The organism is Streptomyces sp. NPDC047880 (assembly GCF_040706515.1).
In the GTDB taxonomy this organism is placed as follows: Bacteria; Actinomycetota; Actinomycetes; order Streptomycetales; family Streptomycetaceae; genus Streptomyces.
Genome location: NZ_JBEZOK010000022.1, coordinates 92,606 through 113,019, shown reverse-complemented (window position 1 = coordinate 113,019; position 20,414 = coordinate 92,606). Strand labels below are relative to the sequence as shown.

Sequence of the window (20,414 nt, the reverse complement as noted above, 5' to 3'; positions counted from 1 at the left end):
CTCCCTGGACATGAGAGGCCTGGAAGAACATGGCAGAGCCGAGGATCTTCACGTCCGTCGACGACCTGAGGGCGGCGGTGGGCGAACAGCTCGGGTACACCGACTGGCTCGACATCGACCAGAAGCGGATCGACCTCTTCGCGGAGGCCACCGGTGACCACCAGTGGATCCACGTCGACGCGGAGAAGGCCGCCGCCGGCCCCTTCGGCACCACCATCGCGCACGGCTATCTGACCCTGTCCCTGCTGCCTCTCTTCGGACCACAGCTGATCGCCGTCGAGGGCGTGAAGATGGGCGTCAACTACGGCACGAACAAGGTGCGTTTCCCCGCCCCCGTCCCGGTCGGCTCCCGGCTGCGCGCCACGGCGAGCATCAGCGCCGTCGACGAGGTGCCGGGCGGCGTCCAGGTGGCCGTGGCCTTCAGCGTCGAGCGCGAGGGCGGCGACAAGCCGGTCTGCGTCGCCGAGTCCGTGGCGCGCTACTACTTCTGAGGCCGGGGCACCCGGCTTCAGGCCGCCGGGTTCCGGGCCCCGACCATCCGCAGGACGAGGTCGGCGTACAGATCGCCGACCTCCTCCGGCGTCCGGGGCCCGCCGACGCTGAACCACCGTGCCACGTCGATGCAGAGGGAGAGCACGGCCAGCGTCGTGCCGTGCACGTCGATGACGTCGAACTCGCCCGACTCCACGCCCTCCTCGATGATCCCGCGCACCTCGCCGTCCACCTCCCGGCGCAGCGCCAGGATCTCGGCACGGGCGTCGGGTCCGAGCGAGTCGAGTTCGTACTGCACGACCCGCGCGGTGGTACGGCCGCCCGCGTGCCAGCGCACGAAGGAGCTGACCGCGTCGGCGAGCCGCTCGGTGGGGGTGCCCTCCCGCCGGGATGCCGTCCGCAGGATCTCCAGGGCCTTCTCGTGCCCGATCCTGCTGATGCGGTGCAGCAGCTCTTCCTTGGTCTTGTAGTGGATGTAGAGCGCGGCCGGGCTCATCCCGGCGCGGCCCGCGATGTCGCGGGTCGTCGTGGCGTGGTAGCCACGCTCGGCGAAGGCCTCCACCGCGGCCACCAGCAGCCGCCGCGCCGCATCGGGCGTGACCTCGCCCCACGCCTGCGCCTCGCCGCCGGCCGTCTCCTCCGCCGTACCCATCGCTCGCCCCTCTCCACTGGCAGGAGCAACACCATACCGCCGAAGGTGAGCGGGCGCTTAGTGCGCCCGCTCAGCGCTTCTCGAAGGGCGCGTACCCCGGGGCCGTCCCCTCCTGCCGGTCCCGGATCACCTTGGACAGGGTGAAGGAGGAGGTGACCAGGTACAGGACGGCGATGGCGAGGAAGGCCCGCACCCAGGCGTCGGCGCTCAGCTGGTAGATGCCGATGGCGGTGGCCGCCATGGCGACGGCGAAGGAGGCGACGGCCTGTCCGTAGAAGGCGGCCGTGTTCTGCTGCTTGCCCGGTGTGTCACTCATGGGGGAAAGCATCGGCGGACGTGGCCCGCGCCACATCCGCCGAGGTACTCAGGCAGGTACTCAGAAAGCCGACACGCCCGTCAGCGCCCGCCCGATGACCAGCTTCTGGATCTGGCTCGTGCCTTCGTAGAGGGTCATCACCCGGGCGTCCCGCAGCAGTTTGCCCGCCGGGTACTCGTCGATGTAGCCGTAGCCGCCGAAGACCTGGAGCGCGTTGTTCGCGGCGCGGACGGCGGCCTCGGAGGCGAACAGCTTGGCCTTGGACGACTCCACGGCGAAGGGCTGCCCCCGGTCGATCAGGTCGGCGACCCGCCAGGTCAGCAGCCGCGCGGCATCGACGTCCAGGGCGATGTCGCTGAGCAGCTCCTGCACGAGCTGGTGGTGAGCGATGGTCCTGCCGAACTGCTCCCGCTCCCCCGCGTACCGCACGGCCGCGTCGAGGGCGGCCTGCGCGATGCCGACACAGCCCGCGGCGACCGACATCCGGCCCTTGGCGAGGGCCGACATGGCGATCGAGAAGCCCTTGCCCTCCTCACCGAGCAGGGCGGAGGCCGGTACCCGCACGTCCTCCAGGACGAGTTCGGCGGTGGCCTGGCCGCGCAGCCCGAGCTTGCCGTGGATGGTGCGGCGGGTCAGGCCGGGCGTGTCGGTGGGGACGAGGAAGGCGGAGACGCCCTTGTGGCCGGGGGCGTCCGTGGAGCGGGCGAAGAGCAGGCCCACATCGGCCCAGGTGCCGTTGGTGATGAACGTCTTGGTGCCGTTGAGGACGTAGTCGTCGCCGTCCCGTGCCGCCCTGGTCGCCAGGTTGCCCGCGTCGGAGCCGGTGCCCGGCTCGGTCAGGCCGAAGCAGCCGACCGCCGCACCGGAGGTCAGACCGGGCAGCCAGCGCCGCTTCTGCTCCTCGCTGCCCCAGGCGGCGACCGTCTTGGCGACGAGCCCCAGGGAGACGGAGACGATGCCGCGCACGGACGAGTCGCCCCGCCCCAGTTCCTCCGTGACCAGGCAGTATGCGAGGTGGTCGCCGCCGGAGCCGCCGTACTCCTCGTCGATCGTCAGGCCGAGGAAGCCGACCTCGCCGAGCTTCTTGACGATGCCCCGGTCGACCTCCTCGGCACGGTCCCAGGCGACGACGTGCGGGGTGATCTCGCGCTCCACGAAGTCCCGCGCGAGCTGACGGACCGCGCTCTGCTCTTCGCTGAGCTCCAGATTCACCACAGGTCACCCCACTGAAAGCCAAAAGCTGTACGTTTAAATTAGCACTGCTAGTTTCTCCGTGCAGCCCTACTATGTGCGCCATGGCCCGACCGCGCAAGCCCTTGCTCAGCACCGACCGGATCGTCGAGACGGCCCGCGCGCTCGTCGACGCGGAGGGTCTGGCCGCCGTCTCCACGCGGCGGCTCGCCGCCGAACTGGGAGTCAGCGGGCCCTCGCTGTACAACCACTTCCGCACCAAGGACGAGATCCTGGAGGCGGTCGCCGACTCGGTGAGCGGCCAGGTGGACCTGTCGATGTTCCAGGACGGCCGGGACTGGCGGACCGCGCTGCACGACTGGGCCGTCTCCTACCGGGCCGCGCTGCGCGACCACCCGAACATCGTCCCGGTGCTGGCCCGCGGCCCCGGCCGCCGCCCGGCCGGACTGCGCCTCGCGGACGCCGTCTACGGCGCGATGGTCGCCGCCGGCTGGCCGCCGGCCCAGGCCACCTCCATCGGCGCGCTGATGCGGTACTTCGTGATGGGCTCCGCGCTCGGCTCCTTCGCCGGGGGCTTCGTGGACGACGCGAGCGCCTACGACCCGGCCGACTATCCGCACCTCCAGCAGGCCCACCGCCTCGCCGAACAGCAGGAGAAGATCGACGAGAGGGCCTTCGAGACCGGACTGACGGCACTGCTGGACGGGCTGGCGCGGCAGTACGAGCAGGTGCGGCGCACGGCCTAGCGACGCTTCGGCGCCGGCCGAACCGTCCGTGTCCGATGCTGGAGGCATGACCACGAGGGATCCGCAGGCGACGGCCCTGGCCCGGCTCGCCGCGCTGTTCGCGGACGAGACCCGGGCCGCGTGCCTGCTGGCGCTGCTCGACGGACGGGCCTGGACCGCCGGCGAGCTGGCGCGGCACGCGGGGGTCGCCGCGTCGACGCTGAGCGAGCATCTGAGCCGGCTCGTCGCGGGCGGGCTGCTCACCGAGGAGCGGCAGGGCCGGCACCGGTACGTCCGGCTGGCCGACGCCCGGGTCGCGCAACTGCTGGAGGACCTGGCCGCCCAGGTCACGCCGGACCGGGTGGAACGGCCGCGCACCCTGCGGGCGTCGAGCGCCGGCTCGGCGATGGCCCGCGGCCGCACCTGCTACGACCATCTCGCCGGGCGGCTGGGCATCGCGGTCACCGACGCGCTGACGGCACGCGGGCTGCTGGAGCAGGAGAGGGGGTTCGCGCTCACCGACGCGGGGCTGGCCTGGTTCGCGTCAGCGGGCATCGGCCTGGAGCGGCGGGGCCGGCGTCCGCTGGCCCGGGCCTGCCTCGACTGGACCGAACGCCGGCCCCACCTGGCGGGCATGGCGGGCGCCGCTCTGTGCCGGCACGCCCTGGACACGGGCTGGTGCGTGCGCATCGGCTCGGAGCGCGCCGTGAAGGTGACGGCGGCCGGTGAACGCGCCCTGTTCGACCTGCTGGGCGTGGAGTCGGCGGCGCTGCGGTAGCCACGCCCGGCACGGCGCCTCCAGCACGGCACAAACTCCAACCGCACACGGCACCCCGGCCGACCCGGCACGGCACAAACTCCAGCCGCGCACGGCACCCCGGCCGACCCGGCACGGCACAAACTCCAGCCGCACACGGTGCCTTCCCGGTTGCGTGCGGTGTCCCGTCCGAAATCCGCGAGCCTTCGGGCCCCTCCCCCTCCTAGCCTCTCCTCCTAGCCTCTGGAGCATGATGTCGAACTCCCCGTCCCGTCCCGGCCGCCGCGCGGAGCTGACGGCCGCCGGTGCGGCCGCGGTCACCGTCGTGCTGTGGGCGTCCGCCTTCGTGTCGATCCGCAGCGCCGGTGACGCCTACGCGCCGGGCGCCCTGGCCCTCGGGCGGCTGCTGGCCGGGGCACTGACGCTGGGGGTGATGTGTCTGCTGCGGCGGGAGGGGCTGCCACCGCGCTCGGCCTGGCGCGGGATCGCGATATCCGGCGTGCTGTGGTTCGGCTTCTACATGGTCGCCCTGAACTGGGGCGAGCAGCAGGTCGACGCGGGGACGGCCGCCCTGGTCGTGAACACCGGGCCGATCCTCATCGCGCTGCTCGGGGCCCGGCTGCTGGGCGACCCGATGCCGCCGCGGCTGCTGGCGGGGATGGCCGTGTCGTTCGCCGGTGCCGTGACGGTGGGTCTTTCGATGTCGGGCGAGGGCGGTTCGTCGGTGCTCGGGGTGGTGCTGTGCCTGCTGGCGGCGGTCGCGTACGCCGCGGGTGTCGTGGCGCAAAAGCCCGCGCTGGGCTCGGCGAGCCCCTTGCAGGTGACGACGTTCGGGTGCCTGGTCGGCGCGGTGCTGTGCCTGCCGTTCGCCGGGCAGCTTGTGCAGCAGGCCGCCGCGGCGCCCGTCCCGGCGACGCTCAACATGGTCTACCTGGGCGTCTTCCCGACCGCCCTCGCCTTCACGACGTGGGCGTACGCCCTGTCCCGGACGACCGCGAGCCGGATGGGCGCGACGACGTACGCGGCGCCCGCACTGGTCGTGCTGATGTCCTGGCTGTTCCTCGGCGAGGTGCCGGGGCTGCTCACCCTGGTGGGCGGTGTGCTGTGCCTGGCGGGCGTGGCGGTGTCCCGGTCGCGGTCGCGGGCGGCGGCCCGGGCGGTGGCTCCGGGAGCGGTTCCGGAGCCACTGCCCGAGGAGACCGGGGACTCAGCCCGCTGACTCGGCCTTCGTCTCGGATTCGGCCTTCGGCTCCGGTTCGGCCTTCGTCTCCGGTTCGGCCTTCGCCTGCGGCGCGTCCGGCGCTTCGGCGCCGCGCGCCCGGTCCGCGAGGATCTTGATCGACACCAGGGCGATCACCGAGAGCACGACGATGTAGCCGGACACGGCCATGGACGTGCCGGTGGCCTCCAGCAGCAGCACCATCATGAAGGGCGCGAGCCCGCCGCCCGCGACGGCCGCGATCTGGTAGCCGAGGGAGGCGCCGGTGTAGCGCATCTCGGGCGTGAACAGCTCGGCGAACAGGGCGGCCTGGGGCCCGTACATGATGCTCAGGAAGCAGCTTGCGACGAACGTGCCGACCGCGAGCCACAGCAGCGAGCCGGTGTCGATCAGCAGGAAGAGCGGTACGGCCCACAGGGCGATGCCGGCCGCCCCGAAGGCGTAGATCCGGATGCGGCCCACCCGGTCGGAGAGGGCTGCGGCGGCCGGGATCAGCACGAGCTGGGTGAGGCTGACACAGAGCGAGACCAGGAGCACCGAGCCCTTCTTCATGTCCAGTTCCCGGGTCGTGTAGTCGAGGACGCCGGTGATGAGGATGTAGAAGGTGGCGGTGTTCACGGCGAAGGAGCCGCCGGCCAGGAACACCGTGCCCAGGTGGCCGCGCAGGATGGTGCGCAGTGGCGAGCTCTGCTCGGTCTTCTCCTTCTCGGCGAGGGCCCGTTCGGCTTCCCGGAACGCCGGGGTCTCCTCGACGCGGGTGTGGATGTACCAGGCGAGGCCGAGCACCAGCAGACCGACCAGGAACGGCACGCGCCAGCCCCAGGCGGCGAACGCCGAGTCGGTGGTGAGAGCGCCGGCCAGCAGGAAGACGGTGTTGGCGGTGACCACGCCGATGGGGACGCCGAGTTGTACGACGCTGCCGTAGACACCGCGCTTGCCCTCCGGGGCGTACTCGGTGGCCAGGAGCATCGCGCCGCCCCACTGGGCGCCGACGGCGACGCCCTGCGCGACCCGGAGCAGGACGAGGAGGATCGGGGCGGCCACGCCGATCGTGTCGTACGTCGGCAGCAGGCCGATGGCGGTGGTCGACACGCCCATCAGGGTGAGCGCGAGGACCAGCATGGGCTTGCGGCCGCGCTTGTCACCGAGGTGGCCGGCGACGATGCCGCCGATGGGCCGGGCGAGGAAGCCGACGGCGAAGGTCGCGAACGAGGCGAGGACGCCGGCCGTGGCGCTGCCGGAGGGGAAGTAGAGGTCGCCGAGTACGAGGGCGGCCGCGATGCCGAAGACGAAGTAGTCGTACCACTCGACGGCCGAGGCGAGCGCCGCCGCGGTGGCCACCCGGCGGCGGTTGCCGACGGCGGGTGAGATTGTGACGGGCTGAGCGGAAGGTGCCGTGTCCATGCGGTGCACGCTCCGGGGGGTGCGGGGACGGAACGGGGGGTGGCTCGGGTTCCGGGAACGTACTGACCGGACGGTATGCCCGTCAACGGGTCGTGCACCAGGACTTTTACCTGTACGTGGCATCGACCGCGGGTCCGGGCATGCCACGGGCCCCGGCCTCGCGGGGAGGCCGGGGCGCCGGGGGCTCAGGGCTAGAAGACGACCAGGGCCCGGCCGCCCTTGCCCGCCAGCATGTTCTCGAAGGCCGCCGGAATGCCGTCCAGGGAGATGCGTTCCGTCACCAGCGCGCCCAGGTCGAGGCGGCCCGCCCGGATGTGGCCGGCCAGGACCGGGAGGTCCACCGCCGGGTCGGAGTTGCCGTAGACGCAGCCGGAGAGGGTGCGGCCCCAGTGGAAGATCTCCAGGGCGTTGAAGGTGACCTGCTGGTCCTTGCCGCCGATGCCGACGACGGTGGTGCGGCCGCCGCGGCGGGTGGAGTCCCAGGCCGCCCGGATGCTGACCGCGCGGCCGGCGCACTCCACGGCCACGTCCACGCCCTGCTTGCCGGTGAGGCCGCGGATGTCGCGGGCGGTGGTGCCGGAGGCGACGACGTAGTCGGTGGCACCGGCCGCCCTGGCCAGTTCCTCCTTCTCCGGGGACACGTCCACCGCGACGATCTGCGAGGCGCCCGCGATCCGGGCCGCCTGGAGGGCGGACAGGCCCACTCCCCCGACGCCGAACACCGCGACCGTCTCGCCCTGCCGGACCCGGGCCGAGTGGTGGACGGCGCCGTAACCGGTGAGGACGGCGCAGCCGAGGAGGGCGGCGTCGGTGAGCGGGACGCCGTCGGGGACCGGCAGCACGCAGGCCGCGGAGACGACCGTCTCCTCGGCGAACGCGGCGACGTTCAGGCCGGGGTGGAGGTCGGTGCCCCCGGCGGTTCGGGCGTAGACGTCGCCGGTGCCGCTGAGTGCCTTGGCGCACAGCCACACCTCGCCGAGCGAGCAGGCGTGGCATGCACCGCAGGACGGGGCCCAGTTGAGGACGACCCCGTCACCGGGTGCGACATGGGTGACGCCCTCACCGACGGCGACGACGGTGCCGGCGCCCTCGTGGCCGAGGACGGCGGGGACGGGCACGCGCATGGTGCCGTCGGACAGGGACAGGTCGGAGTGGCAGACCCCGGCGGCGGCGAGCCGGACGCGGACCTGGCCGGGTCCGGGGTCGGGCAGCTCAATGCCGGTGATCTCCAGCGGGGAGCCGACGGCGGGCAGGACGGCGGCGCGGACAGCCATGACGGTGGGAACTCCCTGGCTAGAACAGGCTGGAACTGGCTGGAACTGGCTAGAACTGGAGGGACTTGGTCTGGAGGTACTCGGCCAGGCCGTGCACGCCGAGTTCGCGGCCGACGCCGGAGTGCTTGTAGCCGCCGAAGGGCGCGAGGGGGTTGAAGCGGCCGCCGTTGATGTCGACCTGGCCGGTCTCCATGCGGCGCGCGAAGGCCACCGCCTCGGCATCGTCCCCGGCCCAGACGGCACCGGCCAGGCCGTAGACGGTGCCGTTGGCGATGCGCAGGGCGTCCTCCTCGTCCTCGTAGGCGAGGATCGACAGGACGGGGCCGAAGATCTCCTCCTGCGCGATGGTCATGTTCTCGGTGACATCGGCGAAGACGGTCGGGCTGACGAAGTAGCCGTTCTCGCGCGGGGCTTCGGGGCCGCCGGCGACCAGCCGGGCGCCTTCCGCCATGCCCTTCTCGATGTAGCCGCGCACCCGGGCCTGCTGCTTGGCGTTGACGACCGGGCCGATGCGGTCGCCGTACTTGGCGGCGGCCGCGGCGGCGAGCTCGACGGCCTCGTCGTACTGTTCGCGGTGGACCAGCATCCGCGTCCAGGCGCTGCACGTCTGGCCGGAGTTGGACATGACGTTGGCGACCCCGACGTTGACGGCCTTGGCCAGGTCGGCGCTCGGGAGGATGACGTTGGCGGACTTGCCGCCCAGCTCCAGCGCGACCTTCTTGATCTGCCCGGCGGCGATCGCGGCGATCTGCCGGCCGACGGCGGTGGAGCCGGTGAAGGAGACGAGGTCGACACCGGGGTGCTCGGCGAGGGCCTGGCCGGCGACCGGGCCGAGGCCGGTGACCAGGTTGAAGACACCGGCCGGGATGCCCGCCTCGTGCACGGCGTCGGCGAACAGGCGGGCGACCAGCGGGGTGTCCTCGGCGGGCTTCACCACGATCGTGCAGCCCGCCGCGAGGGCCGCGGCGACCTTCGCGACGATCTGGTGCAGGGGATAGTTCCAGGGCGTGATCGCGGCCACGACTCCGACCGGCTCCTGGTGCACGACCGAGTTGCCGGTCTTCTCCTCGAAGGCGTACGTCGCCGCCAGTTCGGCGTACGAGCCGGCCACCGCGATCGGCACACCCGCGTGGACGGCCTGCGAGAACTTCAGCGGCGAGCCGAGTTCGGCCGTCACGGTCTCGGCGATCTCGTCCGCGCGGGCCACGAGCACGTCCCGCAGAGCGGCCAGACGCGCCGCGCGCTCGGCGGGCGGGGTCGCGGCCCAGCCGGGCAGGGCGGCGCGAGCGGCCCGTACGGCAGTGTCGACGTCCTGGGCGGTGCCCGCCGGGACCGTGCCGATGACCTGCTCGTCGACCGGGTTCACGACCTCGATCACGTCCGGGCCGGCGGCGGGGCGCCAGGCGCCGTCGATGTACATGCCGTGGTGTGCCTTCATCGCGCTTCCTCCGGGGGCGGGGCGTCGTCGTCCGGCACATAAACTAGCGACGATAGTTTTCTGGCGCCAGACACCACCGGTCATCAGAGCACGCGGACGGTCACAGCCGGATGTGCCGCTCCTCACTCCCCCAGGTCGGGAAGACGGTCCGGGTGCGGACAGATCCGGTCGCCGTGCTGGTCGAAGACGAAGAGGTGGGCGAGGTCCACGAGGAGCGGTACCTGCATCCCGTGACGGAGGGCCAGGTCCGGGGTGGTGCGGACGATGAGATCGCCGGGCAGGCGCACGTCGGCGGTCGCGGGGGCGGCGGTCTCGGGACGGTCCACGGCGATCACGGGTCCGGCTCGCCCGGCCCCGGTCCGCTCCCGCAGCCGGGTGAGGACCGAGCCGTCGCGGCGCCGCCGCCGGGCGGGGCGGCCGGGGCGGGGGCGCGGGGCCTCCAGTTCGGGGACGACGGCCGGGCTGGATCCGGTGTTGAAGTGGACGAGGATCTCGTGCCCCTGGAACTCCACGTGCTCGACGAGGCCGGTGATCGGCACCTCGCCGGGGCGGGCCGCGCTGTGCTTGGCGATCCGGACGGCCTCCGAGCGCAGGCCGACGATGACCTCGCGGCCCTGCTGGACCCGCAGCAACTGGTGGTCGAGGGAGAGCGGCTCGGGCAGGCGCAGGAACTGCTTGCCCAGGCTGATGGTCATCGCCCCGTCCAGCGGGGCGCGCACCAGGCCGCGCAGCAGGTTGATGCGCGGGGTGCCGATGAACGCGGCGACGAAGACGTTGCCGGGCAGCGCGTAGACCACGCGGGGGGTGTCGACCTGCTGCAGCACGCCGCCGCGCAACACCGCGACCCGGTCACCGAGCGACATGGCCTCGGCCTGGTCGTGCGTGACGTAGATCGTCGTGACGCCCAGTTCCTGGGTGAGCCGGGAGATCTCGGCCCGCAGATGGGTGCGGAGCTTGGCGTCGAGGTTGGACAGCGGCTCGTCCATCAGGAAGGCGGAGGGGTGGCGGGCGATGGCCCGGCCCATGGCGACCCGCTGGCGTTCGCCGCCGGACAGCTGGCCGGGCAGGCGGTCGAGGAGGTCCTCGATGCCGAGCATGCGGGCGGTGGCGTCGACGCGGGGTCGGGGGTCAGCGCCCGGGGACTCGATGCGCAGCGGGAAGCCGATGTTGTCGCGGCCGGTCATGTTCGGGTAGAGGGCGAAGTTCTGGAAGACCATCGCCATGTCCCGGCCGGAGGGAGGCAGGTCGTTGGCGTATTCTCCGTCGAGCAGCAGCCGGCCTTCGTCGATCTCCTCCAGCCCGGCGATCATTCTGAGCACGGTCGACTTCCCGCAGCCGGACGGGCCGAGCAGCACGAGGAACTCGCCGGGCGTGATGTCCAGCGACAGCCGGTCGACCACGCGGGCACCCCGCGTGTAGGCCTTGCTCACGTCGTGCAGGGAGATGGCGCGTGTCATGAGGGGCCCCCGAGGGGTCATCAGGGCGCTGGTGCTCCGCGGTCGGAAGCCCCGTGCGGGTCGTACGGGGCTGTGGGTCACGGAAATTAACGGAATGTGTGCGGCCGGGGGAAGACACCGGACAGGATCGGGGGCTCCGGTCCATCTGGTGAGAAGGCGGACGGACCGGTTCGGCCGTCGGCGTGGACCGGTCCGGGTCGGCGGATGCCGGTGAGGTGGGCGAGGACGACCGGGTTCCGGAGCAGCCCCTCTTGCGGTCGTAGCCGCCGCAGGTGACCAGCCGCGGGTCGGGGCGGTCCCACCTCAGCGGCCGAAGAGGGCGCAGCACCGTCCTGCGACGCGTCAGATGTCGCTCTTCCGGCGCGGCGGCACCCCACGCGCAAGGCCCTTCCGCCCCGTACGTCTCCCCCCACCCGGGCCCTCCGGCCCGTCCGGCTCCTCCGGCTCCCGCGGCGTCCGGACCGCGACCCCGGACGACAGCAGCAACAGCACGCCCAGCATCACGAACGGCGCCGCCACACCCGCGACCCCGGCGATCAGACCGGCCGCGGCGGGCGCGGCGACCTGCCCGAGCCGGTTGCCGGTCAGACGCAGGGCCAGGGCGGTGGAACGGGCGTCGTCGGGCGCCGCCTGCACGACCGTCGTCATCGACAGCGGCTGACCGACCCCCAGGCAGAAGCCCAGCGCGACCAGCAGCAGTCCGAGCGCCCACACCGGCACCGGCACGGCGATGCCCGTGCACAGCAGGGCCGCCAGCAGACAGGTGAGCGTCAGCAGCAGGGTCCGGCCGAGCAGCCGCAGCAGGGGCGTCAGCACCAGGCGGCAGGCGATCGTGGCCGCCGCGCGCAGACTGAGCAGGACACCGATCACGGACGGCGCGATGCCGCGGTGCTCGCCGACCACCGGCAGGTAGGCGGTCAGGATGTCGGTCGCGGACAGCACGGCCAGGCTGATGAGGATGCCCGCCGGTACCCCGCGGGTGCGCAGGATGCCGCGGACGGGGACCCGGGCCCCCTTGCCCGCCCCGGACGCCGACGGCGTGCGGCGATCCTCGATGCGCCACAGCGAGGTGAACGCGACGGCCGCGGTCGCGCCCGCCACGACCAGGGCGAGCGCGCTGCTGCCGGCCATGTCCTCGCCACCGATCAGCGCACCCGCGGCGACCGGCCCGACCAGCTGGCCGAGGGCTGCGCCGATGGTGAAGTGGCCGAAGTTGCGGTCCTGTTCGTGCGGCGCGGACTGGCGGGCGACGAGGGACTGGGAGCCGATGACGAAGCACAGGTGCCCGAGGCCCATCACCCCGCTCCACAGGGCCATCGTCCACAGGGAGCCGGCCAGGCCGCTGAGGGCGCAGCCGCCGGATATGAGCACCACGCCGACCGGCAGCAGCGGCGCGCAGCGGCCGTGGTCGGTGCGCCGGCCCAGGGGCACGGCGGCGAACAGCGGCAGCAGCGCGTAGACACCGGCGATCACACCGACGGCGCGCTCGTCCGCGCCCAGCGCGAGGGCCCGGTAGGAGACGGCGGGCCGGGCCATCGACACCGCCCCCTGCGCGAAGGAGAAGGCGATGACGAGGCGGAGCAGCCAGCCGCGGTTCCCACCGGGCCTCACGATGACGTCCTCCATGAAGTGGCTCAGATGATCCCGAACAGCATGCCCGCGCCGAGGATGACCAGGCAGGTGAGGGCGGCCCACTTCACGACGAACCTGGTGTGGTCGCCGAACTCCACCTTGGCCATGCCGACCAGGACGTAGACGGCCGGGACGAGCGGGCTGGACATGTGCAGCGGCTGGCCGACCAGTGAGGCGCGGGCCATCTCCAGCGGGGTGACGCCGTGCGCGGCACCCGCCTCGGCGAGGACGGGCAGGACACCGAAGTAGAAGCCGTCGTTGGACATGAAGTAGGTGAGCGGCAGGCTCAGGATGCCGGTGACGAGGGCCATGTGCGGGCCCATGCTGCCGGGGATGACGTCCACCATCCACTTGGCCATGTGGTCGACCATGCCGGTGCCCTGGAGGACGCCGGTGAAGACGGCGGCGGCGAAGACCATGCCGGAGACGTTCAGGACGTTGTCGGCGTGGGCGGCCAGGCGGGCCTTCTGGTCGGGGATGTGAGGGAAGTTGACGGAGAGGACGAGCGCGGCGCCGATGAGGAACAGCACCGGGATCGGCAGCCATTCCATGATCATGGCGGTGAGCAGGCCGACCGTGAGCAGCGCGTTGAACCAGTACAGCTTGGGACGCAGGGTGGGACGGTTCGGGTCGAGGCCCTGGAAGCCGTCGTCGCCGGAGGCGGCGGAGGCGGCGCCGCCCGGGGCACCCGCGGGGGCGTCCGTGCCGGAGCCCGCGGCGGCCGTGCCGCCCTTGTACATGGAGACCTTGCTGTCACCGGAGGCACCGGAGCCGACGAGGACCGTCTCGGTCTCCTGCTCCTCCTCCAGCACCTCGTCCAGGGTCAGCACGCCCAGCCGGCGGCGCTCGCGCACACCGAGCACGTAGGACAGGACGAAGACGAAGAGCAGGCCGACCAGGAGCGCCGGGATCATCGGGACGAAGATGTCGCTGGCGTCGAGCTTCAGCGCGGTCGCGGCGCGGGCGGTCGGACCACCCCAGGGGAGGGTGTTCATCACGCCGTTGGCCATGGCGGCCACACCGGTCATCACGACCAGGCTCATCTTCAGGCGCTTGTACAGCGGGTACATCGCCGAGACGGTGATCATGAACGTGGTCGAGCCGTCGCCGTCCAGCGACACGATCGCGGCGAGCACGGCGGTGCCGACGACGATCCGCATCGGGTCGGCCTTACAGAATTTGAGGATGCCGCGGACGATCGGGTCGAAGAGACCGACGTCGATCATCACGCCGAAGTAGACGATCGCGAACATGAGCATCGCCGCGGTGGGGGCGAGGTCGGTCACGCCGTCGAGGACGTAGTCGCCGAGCTTGGCGCCCTTACCGACGAACACGCAGAAGAGCGCGGGAATCAGCACGAGCGCCGCGATCGGCGACATCTTCTTCATCATGATCAGGACCAGGAAGGTCGCGATCATGGCGAAGCCGAGGATGGTCAGCATGAGTGGATACCTAACGTTCGCCCTTGAACATCCCACCAGGGCCGGCGGTTCCCGAGACGTTAGGTCCCGTCAAGCAGCGTTAACAAGACGTTGACCTGCGAGCAATAAGCGCAAAACTGCTGGTCACAGCTTTGCTCAGGTCAGAGCGGTGAGCTTTTCGGTCATGGCGGCGGGTGCGGCGGAGCTCGCGGGGGCGACCTCGACGGGTACTCCGTTGAGGACCGCGTTGCCCGACAGCGGGTCGAGGAGACGGCCGTCGAGGAGCTGGTTGACGTTGACGCCTGGGTCCGTGGAGGCGTGCCGGAGACGGGTGCCGGAGCGGTTGTGGCCCCAGCCGTGCGGCAGGCTCACCACGCCCCGGCGGATCGCGTCCGTGACCTCGGCAGGTGCGACGACCTCTCCCCCGGCGCCCTTCACGCGCACGGCGGTCCCGTCCTCGACACCCAGGCGCTCGGCGTCCTCGGGGTGGATGTGCAGGGTGCAGCGGTTGGAGCCGCCGGTGAGGGCGGGCACGTTGTGCATCCAGCTGTTGTTGGAGCGCAGATGGCGGCGGCCGACCAGGACGAGTCCTTCCGGGCGTTCGGCGAGGGCGGCGCGCAGGCGGGGCAGGTCGTCCGCGATCGGGCCGGGCAGCAGCTCCACCTCGCCGCTGCGGGTCTTCAGGGGTTGCGGCAGGCGGGGCCGCAGCGGGCCGAGGTCGATGCCGTGCGGGTGCGCGAGCAGCTTCTCCAGGCTGAGCCCGTCCGGTCGTACGCCGAAGCCGTCGCCGTAGGGGCCGAGGCGCAGCATCATGTCGAGCCGGCGCTCGGGGCCGGTGTCGCCGGTGAGCCGGCCGGCGAGCTCGCGCGGATCGCCGCCGTGGACGGGTGAGTGCGGTTCCTCGACCGCCTTGCCGAGGGTCTGGTCGATGACCATGTGGTCGACCGCGGCGGGATCGGCTCCGTGCATACCGGTCACGGCCAGGGTCAGCCGGGCGAGGATCTCCGTCTCGGCCATGCGGCCGGGCTCCAGGGGGACCGCCGGACGGGTGTAGCGGACCTGGTTGCGTACGGCGAGCGTGTTGAAGGCGAAGTCGTGGTGGGGGCTCTGGGAGGGCGGGGGCGGGGGCAGGACGACGTCGGCGTGGCGGGAGGTCTCGTTGAGGTAGGGGTCGACACTGACCATGAAGTCGAGCGAGTCGAGGGCCTTGTCGAGCCGTTCGCCGTCGGGCGCGGACAGCACGGGGTTGGTGGCCACGGCGATCAGCGCCCGCACCGGCTCGCCCTCCTCGGTGGCGGTGTCGATCTCCTCCGCGAGGGCCGAGAGCGGCAGTTCGCCCTTGGCTTCGGGGTGTCCGCTCACCCGGGAGTGCCAGCGCCCGAGGGCGAAGCCGCGGCCGGGGCCCGCGGGCCGTGGCGTCTTGTCGGTGGCGGCCTGCGGGAAGAGGGCACCGCCGGGCCGGTCGAGGTTGCCGGTGAGGATGTTCAGGACGTCGACGAGCCAGCTGGCGAGGGTGCCGTGCGGGACGGTGCAGCTGCCGATACGGCCGTAGACGGCGGCGGTGGGGGCGGCGGCGAGTTCGCGGGCGAGGGTGCGGATGTCGCCGGCGTCGACGTCACAGGCCTCGGCGACGGCTTCGGGGGTGAACTCCTCCAGTTCCGCGGCCAGTTCCTCCACACCCCGCACGTGCGGTGTCGGCTCGACGAGGCCCTCGTCGTAGAGCACCCGTGCCATCGCCGCCAGCAGCAGGGCGTCGGTTCCGGGCCGGACGGCGATGTGCCGGTCGGCGAGCTTGGCGGTGCGGGTGCGCCGCGGGTCGATCACGACGAGGGTGCCGCCGCGGGCCTTGAGCGCCTTCAGCTTGCCGGGGAAGTCGGGGGCGGTGCACAGACTGCCGTTGGACTCCAGCGGGTTGGCGCCGATCAGGAGCAGGTGGTCGGTGTGGTCGAGGTCGGGCACCGGGATGGCGTTCGCGTCGCCGAAGAGCAGGCCGCTGGAGACGTGCTTGGGCATCTGGTCGACCGTGGAGGCGGTGAAGATGCTGCGGGTGCCGAGCCCGGCGAGCAGGACGGGCGGGTAGAGGGCGCCGGCCATGGTGTGCACGTTCGGGTTGCCGAGCACGACCCCGACGGTGTTCGGGCCGTGGCGCTCCACGAGCGGCCGGACACCGGCCGCGACCGCGTCGAAGGCCTCCTCCCAGGTGGCCTCGCGCAGCTCCCCGTCGCGGCGCACGAGCGGCGTGCGCAGCCGGTCGGGGTCGGCGTCGACCGCGCCGAAGGAAGCGCCCTTGGGGCAGATGAACCCCCGGCTGAACACGTCGTCGCGGTCCCCGCGGGCGTGGGTGACGCGCGTGCCCTCGATGGTGAGGGTCAGGCCGCACGTGGCCTCGCACAGGGGGCAGATACGCAGGGCGGTGCGGGGCACGGGTCCTCCCGGGGGCGGCGGCTACGGTGACGCGCTGACGCGCCCGAGCATACCGAGCGGTATGAACGGCGGGGAGGCCCTGACGGGATCGGGGTCGGCTGAGCACCCCCAGGAGGCCGGTCGAGGACCCCGCCGAGGGCGGCCGAGCACGCCGGTGAGGTCGGTCGGGATTGCCGGTGAGGCCGGTCGAGCACGCCGGTGAGGCCGGCCGGGGATGCCGGTGAGGGCGGTCGTGCACCCCGGTGAGGCCGGCCGAGCACGCCGGTGAGGCCGGTCGAGCATGCCGGTGAGGCCGGTCGGGATTGCCGGTGAGGGCGGTCGTGCACCCCGGTGAGGGCGGTCGAGCATGCCAATGAGGCCGGTCGGGGATGCCGGTGAGGGCGGTCGAGCACTCCAACGCGGCCGGCCGAGGGCCAGGGCGAAGTCAGTCGAGCACCCGGGCGAGATAGGCCCGCAGCATCTCCCGCGCCTCGTCGATGATCCGCTGGTCCCCCTCCGGGGCGACGCGGAACGCCAGGTGCACGAGGGTGTCCGCGGTCTCGACCGCTATGAGGAAGACGCGGCGCAGGTCCTCGTCGGGTTCACGGCCGAGGTGACCGGCGAGGAGTTCGGTGAGGCGGTCGGCGACGCGGTGGTTGGGTTCCGCCTGGCGGGCGCCGACCGGGATCTGGTTGCCGAAGTCGACGAGGGAGAAGCCGGGCGCGGTGCGCTTCATGTCCAGGTACTCGTCCAGGACGGCGTCCATGGCCGTACGCCAGCCCCCGTCCTCCCCGGCGTCCCGCAGGCGCTGCGTGACGCGCTCGGAGTACCGCTCGAGGTTGCGCTGGGCCAGGGCGTCGGCCATCTGGCGCTTGTTGCCGAAGAACCGGTAGACCGAGCCGATGGGGACCGAGGCCCGCTGGGCGACGGCTCGCGTGCTCAGGGCGTCGTAGCCGACCTCGTCGAGGAGGTCGGCGCAGGCGTCGAGGATCCTGGTCAGGCGTTCGGCACTGCGCCGCTGCACGGGCGCACGGCGGAGCGATGTCGCGTGGGGCACGGACTTCATGATGCCCCTCGGACGCGCTCCGGTGAACCTCGCCCCCCGGTCTGCGCGTCCTGCGTCCGGGCCTTGCGCCGGGAGGCGGCATCGGGGCTCATCCCCGGGCCCGGCTCCGACGCGGTGATGTCGGCCGTGCTCTCCACGGGTGTGCCGTCCACCGCCCACACGGTGCCGTCGTCGGCGTAGAGACGGGCCGTGACGCGGTGCGTGCCGCGCGGCACGAGGCGGGTGTCCAGCCGGTGCGCGGGGGTGCGGAGCCGGGCCACGGGGCGGCCGTCGACGAAGAGGCGCGCGAGGCCGCGCCCGGCCACCGGGCGGGCCGCCGCACCGGCCGGTGAGAAGCGGAAGTTGCGCAGGGTCAGGTGGACGTCCCAGCCACCGGCCGCGTCGGGCTGCACCTCGATCCCGACGCCGGGGGCGTCCTCGCGCTCCACCTCGCGGTAAGGCCGACCGTCCTGGTCCCGGTCCTGGAGGATCTTGCCGGCCGGTGCGGGCGACGCGCCGCCTCCCCGGGCGTCGTCGGAGCCGCAGCCCGCGGATCCGGTCACGAGCAGGACACCGGCCACGAGCGCGGCGCAGGGTCTCCGTGTCCACGACATGTTTGGGAGCGTAGAACACGCGTCCGGCCCCGCGGATCATTCTCAAGTCGGGTTCCGGTCATCCGTGAAGAGGAGGGCGCGTGCCCCTCTTGCGTCGGGGAAATCGCAATCCTACGGTGTCGCATAGGAATCGGATGAGCCTGTCACAGCCGCAAGGGAGCAGCGATCATGGGCGATGGGGGTACCACCCGCGCGAGCACGTTCGAGCGCGGGGAAGCACGGAAGACCGCCGAAGGGCTGGCCTACCTCTCCGGCTTCGGCAACGAGCACAGCTCGGAGGCTGTCCCGGGCGCGCTGCCCGAGGGCCGCAACTCACCCCAGCGGGCGCCCCTCGGGCTGTACGCGGAGCAGCTGAGCGGTACGGCGTTCACCGAGCCGCGGGCACACAACCGCCGCTCGTGGCTCTACCGCATCCGCCCCTCAGCCGCGCACCCGGCGTTCACCCGCACCGACAACGGCGCGATCCGCACCGCCCCCTTCACCCAGACCGTGCCCGACCCCAACCGCCTGCGCTGGAACCCGCTGCCCGACCCGGCGCCCGGGACCGACTTCCTGGCGGGCCTGTGGACCCTGGGCGGCAACGGGGACGCCACCCAGCGCACCGGCATCGCCGTGCACCTGTACGCGGCCGACACCTCCATGGGCAGGGTGTTCAGCGACGCCGACGGCGAGCTGCTGATCGTCCCGGAGCGCGGCGGGCTGCTGCTGCGCACGGAGTTCGGTCTGCTGCATGTGGAGCCGGGACATGTGGCGCTGATTCCGCGTGGTGTCCGCTTCCGTGTCGAACTGCTCGATGAATCCGCCCGCGGCTATGTGTGCGAGAACTACGGCGCGCCTTTCACGCTCCCCGACCTGGGGCCGATCGGCGCCAACGGGCTGGCCAACGCCCGGGACTTCCGCGCCCCCGTCGCCGCGTTCGAGGACGTGGAGGGGCCGGTGGAGGTGGTGAACAAGTTCTGCGGCAACCTGTGGACCGCCACCTACGACCACTCCCCCCTCGACGTGGTCGCCTGGCACGGCAACCATGTGCCGTACGTCTATGACCTGCGCCGCTTCAATGTGCTCGGCACCATCACCTACGACCACCCGGACCCGTCGATCTTCACGGTGCTGACGTCGCCGTCGGACACGCCGGGCCTGGCCGGCGTCGACTTCGTGGTGTTCGCGCCGCGCTGGCTGGTGGGCGAGGACACGTTCCGGCCGCCGTACTTCCACCGGAACGTGATGAGCGAGTACATGGGCCTGATCGAGGGCGCGTACGACGCGAAGGCGGAGGGCTTCGTGCCGGGCGGCGGCTCGCTGCACAACATGATGTCGGCGCACGGCCCGGACCGGGAGACCTTCGACCGGGCGAGCGCCGCCGAGCTGAAGCCTCAGAAGATCGACGACGGCCTGGCGTTCATGTTCGAGACCCGCTGGCCGCTCACCCTCACCCCGCACGCAGCCCGGGCGGAACACCTCCAGCAGCACTACGACGACGTCTGGCAGGGCCTCGAGCGGCACTTCCGCCCCTTGCACTGATCATTTCCTACCGGTACGGATGGCCCCGTGACCTCCTTCGCCCCGGACTCGATCGTCCTGAACCGCAAGCTGCCGCTCTGGTACCAGGTGTCACAGTCGCTGCGGGCTTCCATCCTCGGCCGCTCGCCGCAGGACCCGCTGCGGCTGCCCACCGAGGAGCAGCTCGCCGGGCACTACGGCGTGAGCGTGCTGACGATGCGGCAGGCGCTGAAGGAGCTGGAGGACGAGGGGCTGATCACGCGTCACCGCCGCCGGGGGACGTTCATCGAGCCGCACGCGCGCCGGGGTTCGCCGGTGCGTCTGCTCGGCTCGGTGGACGCGATCGTGGCCCAGCAGTCCGGCATGACGACCGAACTGCTGGAGCACGGCAGCGCACCCGTGCCCGGCGAACTCGCCGAGTACTTTCCGGACGTGCGGGTGGTCTCGACGTACCACCGGCTGCGGAGCGACGAGAAGACCGGTGAGCCGACCAACCACGCCCGCAACTACGTCCGTCCCGAACTGGCCGCGCGGCTCGACCCGGACGACCTCGTCCGGTGGCCCATGACCAAGGTGCTGCGGGACGTGGTGGGCGCGGACATCAGCCGCATCACGGACACGGTGGAGGCGCGGCTGGCCGACCCGGAGACCGCGAAGCTGCTCCAAGTCCCCCTGCTCAGCCCGATCCTGCACTACACGGGCGTGACGTACGACAGCGAGGGGCGGACGCTGGACGTGGCCGTCATCCAGTACCGGGGCGATCGGTTCGCCTTCACGGTGACGCTGGAGGCGTAGAGAGGGGCCGCGGGCCCTCGGGGGGCGGTAGCACCCACGGCGGAACCGTACAGGGCCCGGCCCCGCGCCCCTCGGGCGC

At 72.3% G+C, this 20,414-nt stretch carries 18 protein-coding genes; 6 read left to right on the top strand and 12 right to left on the bottom strand.

Going from position 1 to position 20,414, the window contains the following annotated elements:
* Positions 1-29: 29 nt before the first annotated feature.
* The gene (locus tag AB0937_RS28355) at positions 30-491 is read left to right on the top strand and encodes a MaoC family dehydratase (protein WP_366715404.1); all 462 of its coding nucleotides are present in this window, start codon (positions 30-32) and stop codon (positions 489-491) included.
* Positions 492-508: 17 nt separating this feature from the next.
* Here AB0937_RS28355 and AB0937_RS28350 read toward each other — a convergent pair whose 3' ends face one another.
* The 3 genes from AB0937_RS28350 to AB0937_RS28340 form a co-directional block, all read right to left on the bottom strand.
* Positions 509-1,144, bottom strand: coding sequence for a TetR/AcrR family transcriptional regulator (locus AB0937_RS28350; RefSeq protein ID WP_366715402.1), 636 nt, complete (start codon positions 1,142-1,144; stop codon positions 509-511).
* A gap of 70 nt (positions 1,145-1,214) precedes the next feature.
* Positions 1,215-1,460, bottom strand: a complete 246-nt coding sequence (locus AB0937_RS28345) for a YiaA/YiaB family inner membrane protein (protein ID WP_366715400.1) — start codon at positions 1,458-1,460, stop codon at positions 1,215-1,217.
* A 60-nt stretch (positions 1,461-1,520) separates the two neighbouring features.
* A complete protein-coding gene (locus tag AB0937_RS28340) occupies positions 1,521-2,672 on the bottom strand; it encodes an acyl-CoA dehydrogenase family protein (protein ID WP_366715399.1) in 1,152 nt (383 codons plus the stop codon).
* A 74-nt stretch (positions 2,673-2,746) separates the two neighbouring features.
* On the opposite strand from AB0937_RS28340, the gene AB0937_RS28335 reads away from it, so the two are divergent.
* The 3 genes from AB0937_RS28335 to AB0937_RS28325 all read left to right on the top strand — a co-directional run bounded on the left by AB0937_RS28335 (position 2,747) and on the right by AB0937_RS28325 (position 5,352).
* A complete protein-coding gene (locus AB0937_RS28335; protein WP_184844357.1) occupies positions 2,747-3,397 on the top strand; it encodes a TetR/AcrR family transcriptional regulator in 651 nt (216 codons plus the stop codon).
* A gap of 46 nt (positions 3,398-3,443) precedes the next feature.
* Positions 3,444-4,154: a winged helix-turn-helix domain-containing protein gene (locus AB0937_RS28330; RefSeq protein ID WP_366715398.1), complete on the top strand. Its 711-nt coding sequence runs from the start codon at positions 3,444-3,446 to the stop codon at positions 4,152-4,154.
* Positions 4,155-4,386: 232 nt separating this feature from the next.
* Positions 4,387-5,352, top strand: coding sequence for a DMT family transporter (locus tag AB0937_RS28325; RefSeq protein ID WP_366715478.1), 966 nt, complete (start codon positions 4,387-4,389; stop codon positions 5,350-5,352).
* Here the strand turns inward: AB0937_RS28325 and AB0937_RS28320 are convergent.
* The 9 genes from AB0937_RS28320 to AB0937_RS28280 form a co-directional block, all read right to left on the bottom strand.
* Entirely contained in the window at positions 5,341-6,756 is a 1,416-nt protein-coding gene (locus AB0937_RS28320) for an MFS transporter (protein WP_366715396.1), read from the bottom strand. The two genes, AB0937_RS28325 and AB0937_RS28320, sit on opposite strands and share 12 nt — an antisense overlap.
* A gap of 191 nt (positions 6,757-6,947) precedes the next feature.
* Positions 6,948-8,030, bottom strand: coding sequence for a Zn-dependent alcohol dehydrogenase (locus AB0937_RS28315; protein WP_366715394.1), 1,083 nt, complete (start codon positions 8,028-8,030; stop codon positions 6,948-6,950).
* A 49-nt stretch (positions 8,031-8,079) separates the two neighbouring features.
* Positions 8,080-9,468, bottom strand: coding sequence for an aldehyde dehydrogenase family protein (locus AB0937_RS28310; protein ID WP_366715392.1), 1,389 nt, complete (start codon positions 9,466-9,468; stop codon positions 8,080-8,082).
* A 122-nt stretch (positions 9,469-9,590) separates the two neighbouring features.
* Positions 9,591-10,925, bottom strand: a complete 1,335-nt coding sequence (locus AB0937_RS28305; RefSeq protein ID WP_366715390.1) for an ABC transporter ATP-binding protein — start codon at positions 10,923-10,925, stop codon at positions 9,591-9,593.
* Positions 10,926-11,267: 342 nt separating this feature from the next.
* Positions 11,268-12,536, bottom strand: a complete 1,269-nt coding sequence (locus tag AB0937_RS28300; RefSeq protein WP_366715388.1) for an MFS transporter — start codon at positions 12,534-12,536, stop codon at positions 11,268-11,270.
* A 23-nt stretch (positions 12,537-12,559) separates the two neighbouring features.
* The gene (locus tag AB0937_RS28295; protein ID WP_366715386.1) at positions 12,560-14,035 is read right to left on the bottom strand and encodes a citrate:proton symporter; all 1,476 of its coding nucleotides are present in this window, start codon (positions 14,033-14,035) and stop codon (positions 12,560-12,562) included.
* 99 nt (positions 14,036-14,134) lie between these two features.
* Positions 14,135-16,402, bottom strand: a complete 2,268-nt coding sequence (locus AB0937_RS28290) for a molybdopterin oxidoreductase family protein (protein ID WP_366715384.1) — start codon at positions 16,400-16,402, stop codon at positions 14,135-14,137.
* Positions 16,403-16,826: 424 nt separating this feature from the next.
* A complete protein-coding gene (locus AB0937_RS28285; RefSeq protein WP_366715382.1) occupies positions 16,827-17,447 on the bottom strand; it encodes a TetR/AcrR family transcriptional regulator in 621 nt (206 codons plus the stop codon).
* Positions 17,444-18,040 carry a hypothetical protein gene (locus AB0937_RS28280; RefSeq protein WP_366715380.1) on the bottom strand — a complete coding sequence of 199 codons (597 nt, stop codon included), beginning with the start codon at positions 18,038-18,040 and terminating at the stop codon, positions 17,444-17,446. The genes AB0937_RS28285 and AB0937_RS28280 overlap by 4 nt, the downstream gene beginning before the upstream one ends.
* A 168-nt stretch (positions 18,041-18,208) precedes the next feature.
* Between AB0937_RS28280 and hmgA the strand changes: the two genes are divergently transcribed.
* Together hmgA and AB0937_RS28270 are read left to right on the top strand one after the other, a co-directional pair.
* Entirely contained in the window at positions 18,209-19,561 is a 1,353-nt protein-coding gene (gene hmgA, locus AB0937_RS28275) for a homogentisate 1,2-dioxygenase (protein WP_366715378.1), read from the top strand.
* A 27-nt stretch (positions 19,562-19,588) separates the two neighbouring features.
* On the top strand, positions 19,589-20,335 hold the full coding sequence (locus tag AB0937_RS28270; RefSeq protein WP_366715376.1) for a GntR family transcriptional regulator: 747 nt from the start codon (positions 19,589-19,591) through the stop codon (positions 20,333-20,335).
* Positions 20,336-20,414 lie beyond the last annotated feature (79 nt).

Bases quoted from the DNA above. Each gene is read 5' to 3' on its own strand.
- AB0937_RS28345 (WP_366715400.1), bottom strand. From the start codon at position 1,460: ATGAGTGACACACCGGGCAAGCAGCAGAACACGGCCGCCTTCTACGGA.
- AB0937_RS28280 (WP_366715380.1), bottom strand. From the start codon at position 18,040: ATGTCGTGGACACGGAGACCCTGCGCCGCGCTCGTGGCCGGTGTCCTG.
- hmgA (WP_366715378.1), top strand. From the start codon at position 18,209: ATGGGCGATGGGGGTACCACCCGCGCGAGCACGTTCGAGCGCGGGGAA.
- AB0937_RS28285 (WP_366715382.1), bottom strand. From the start codon at position 17,447: ATGAAGTCCGTGCCCCACGCGACATCGCTCCGCCGTGCGCCCGTGCAG.
- AB0937_RS28335 (WP_184844357.1), top strand. From the start codon at position 2,747: ATGTGCGCCATGGCCCGACCGCGCAAGCCCTTGCTCAGCACCGACCGG.
- AB0937_RS28310 (WP_366715392.1), bottom strand. From the start codon at position 9,468: ATGAAGGCACACCACGGCATGTACATCGACGGCGCCTGGCGCCCCGCC.
- AB0937_RS28325 (WP_366715478.1), top strand. From the start codon at position 4,387: ATGTCGAACTCCCCGTCCCGTCCCGGCCGCCGCGCGGAGCTGACGGCC.
- AB0937_RS28330 (WP_366715398.1), top strand. From the start codon at position 3,444: ATGACCACGAGGGATCCGCAGGCGACGGCCCTGGCCCGGCTCGCCGCG.
- AB0937_RS28305 (WP_366715390.1), bottom strand. From the start codon at position 10,925: ATGACACGCGCCATCTCCCTGCACGACGTGAGCAAGGCCTACACGCGG.
- AB0937_RS28315 (WP_366715394.1), bottom strand. From the start codon at position 8,030: ATGGCTGTCCGCGCCGCCGTCCTGCCCGCCGTCGGCTCCCCGCTGGAG.
- AB0937_RS28355 (WP_366715404.1), top strand. From the start codon at position 30: ATGGCAGAGCCGAGGATCTTCACGTCCGTCGACGACCTGAGGGCGGCG.
- AB0937_RS28350 (WP_366715402.1), bottom strand. From the start codon at position 1,144: ATGGGTACGGCGGAGGAGACGGCCGGCGGCGAGGCGCAGGCGTGGGGC.
- AB0937_RS28320 (WP_366715396.1), bottom strand. From the start codon at position 6,756: ATGGACACGGCACCTTCCGCTCAGCCCGTCACAATCTCACCCGCCGTC.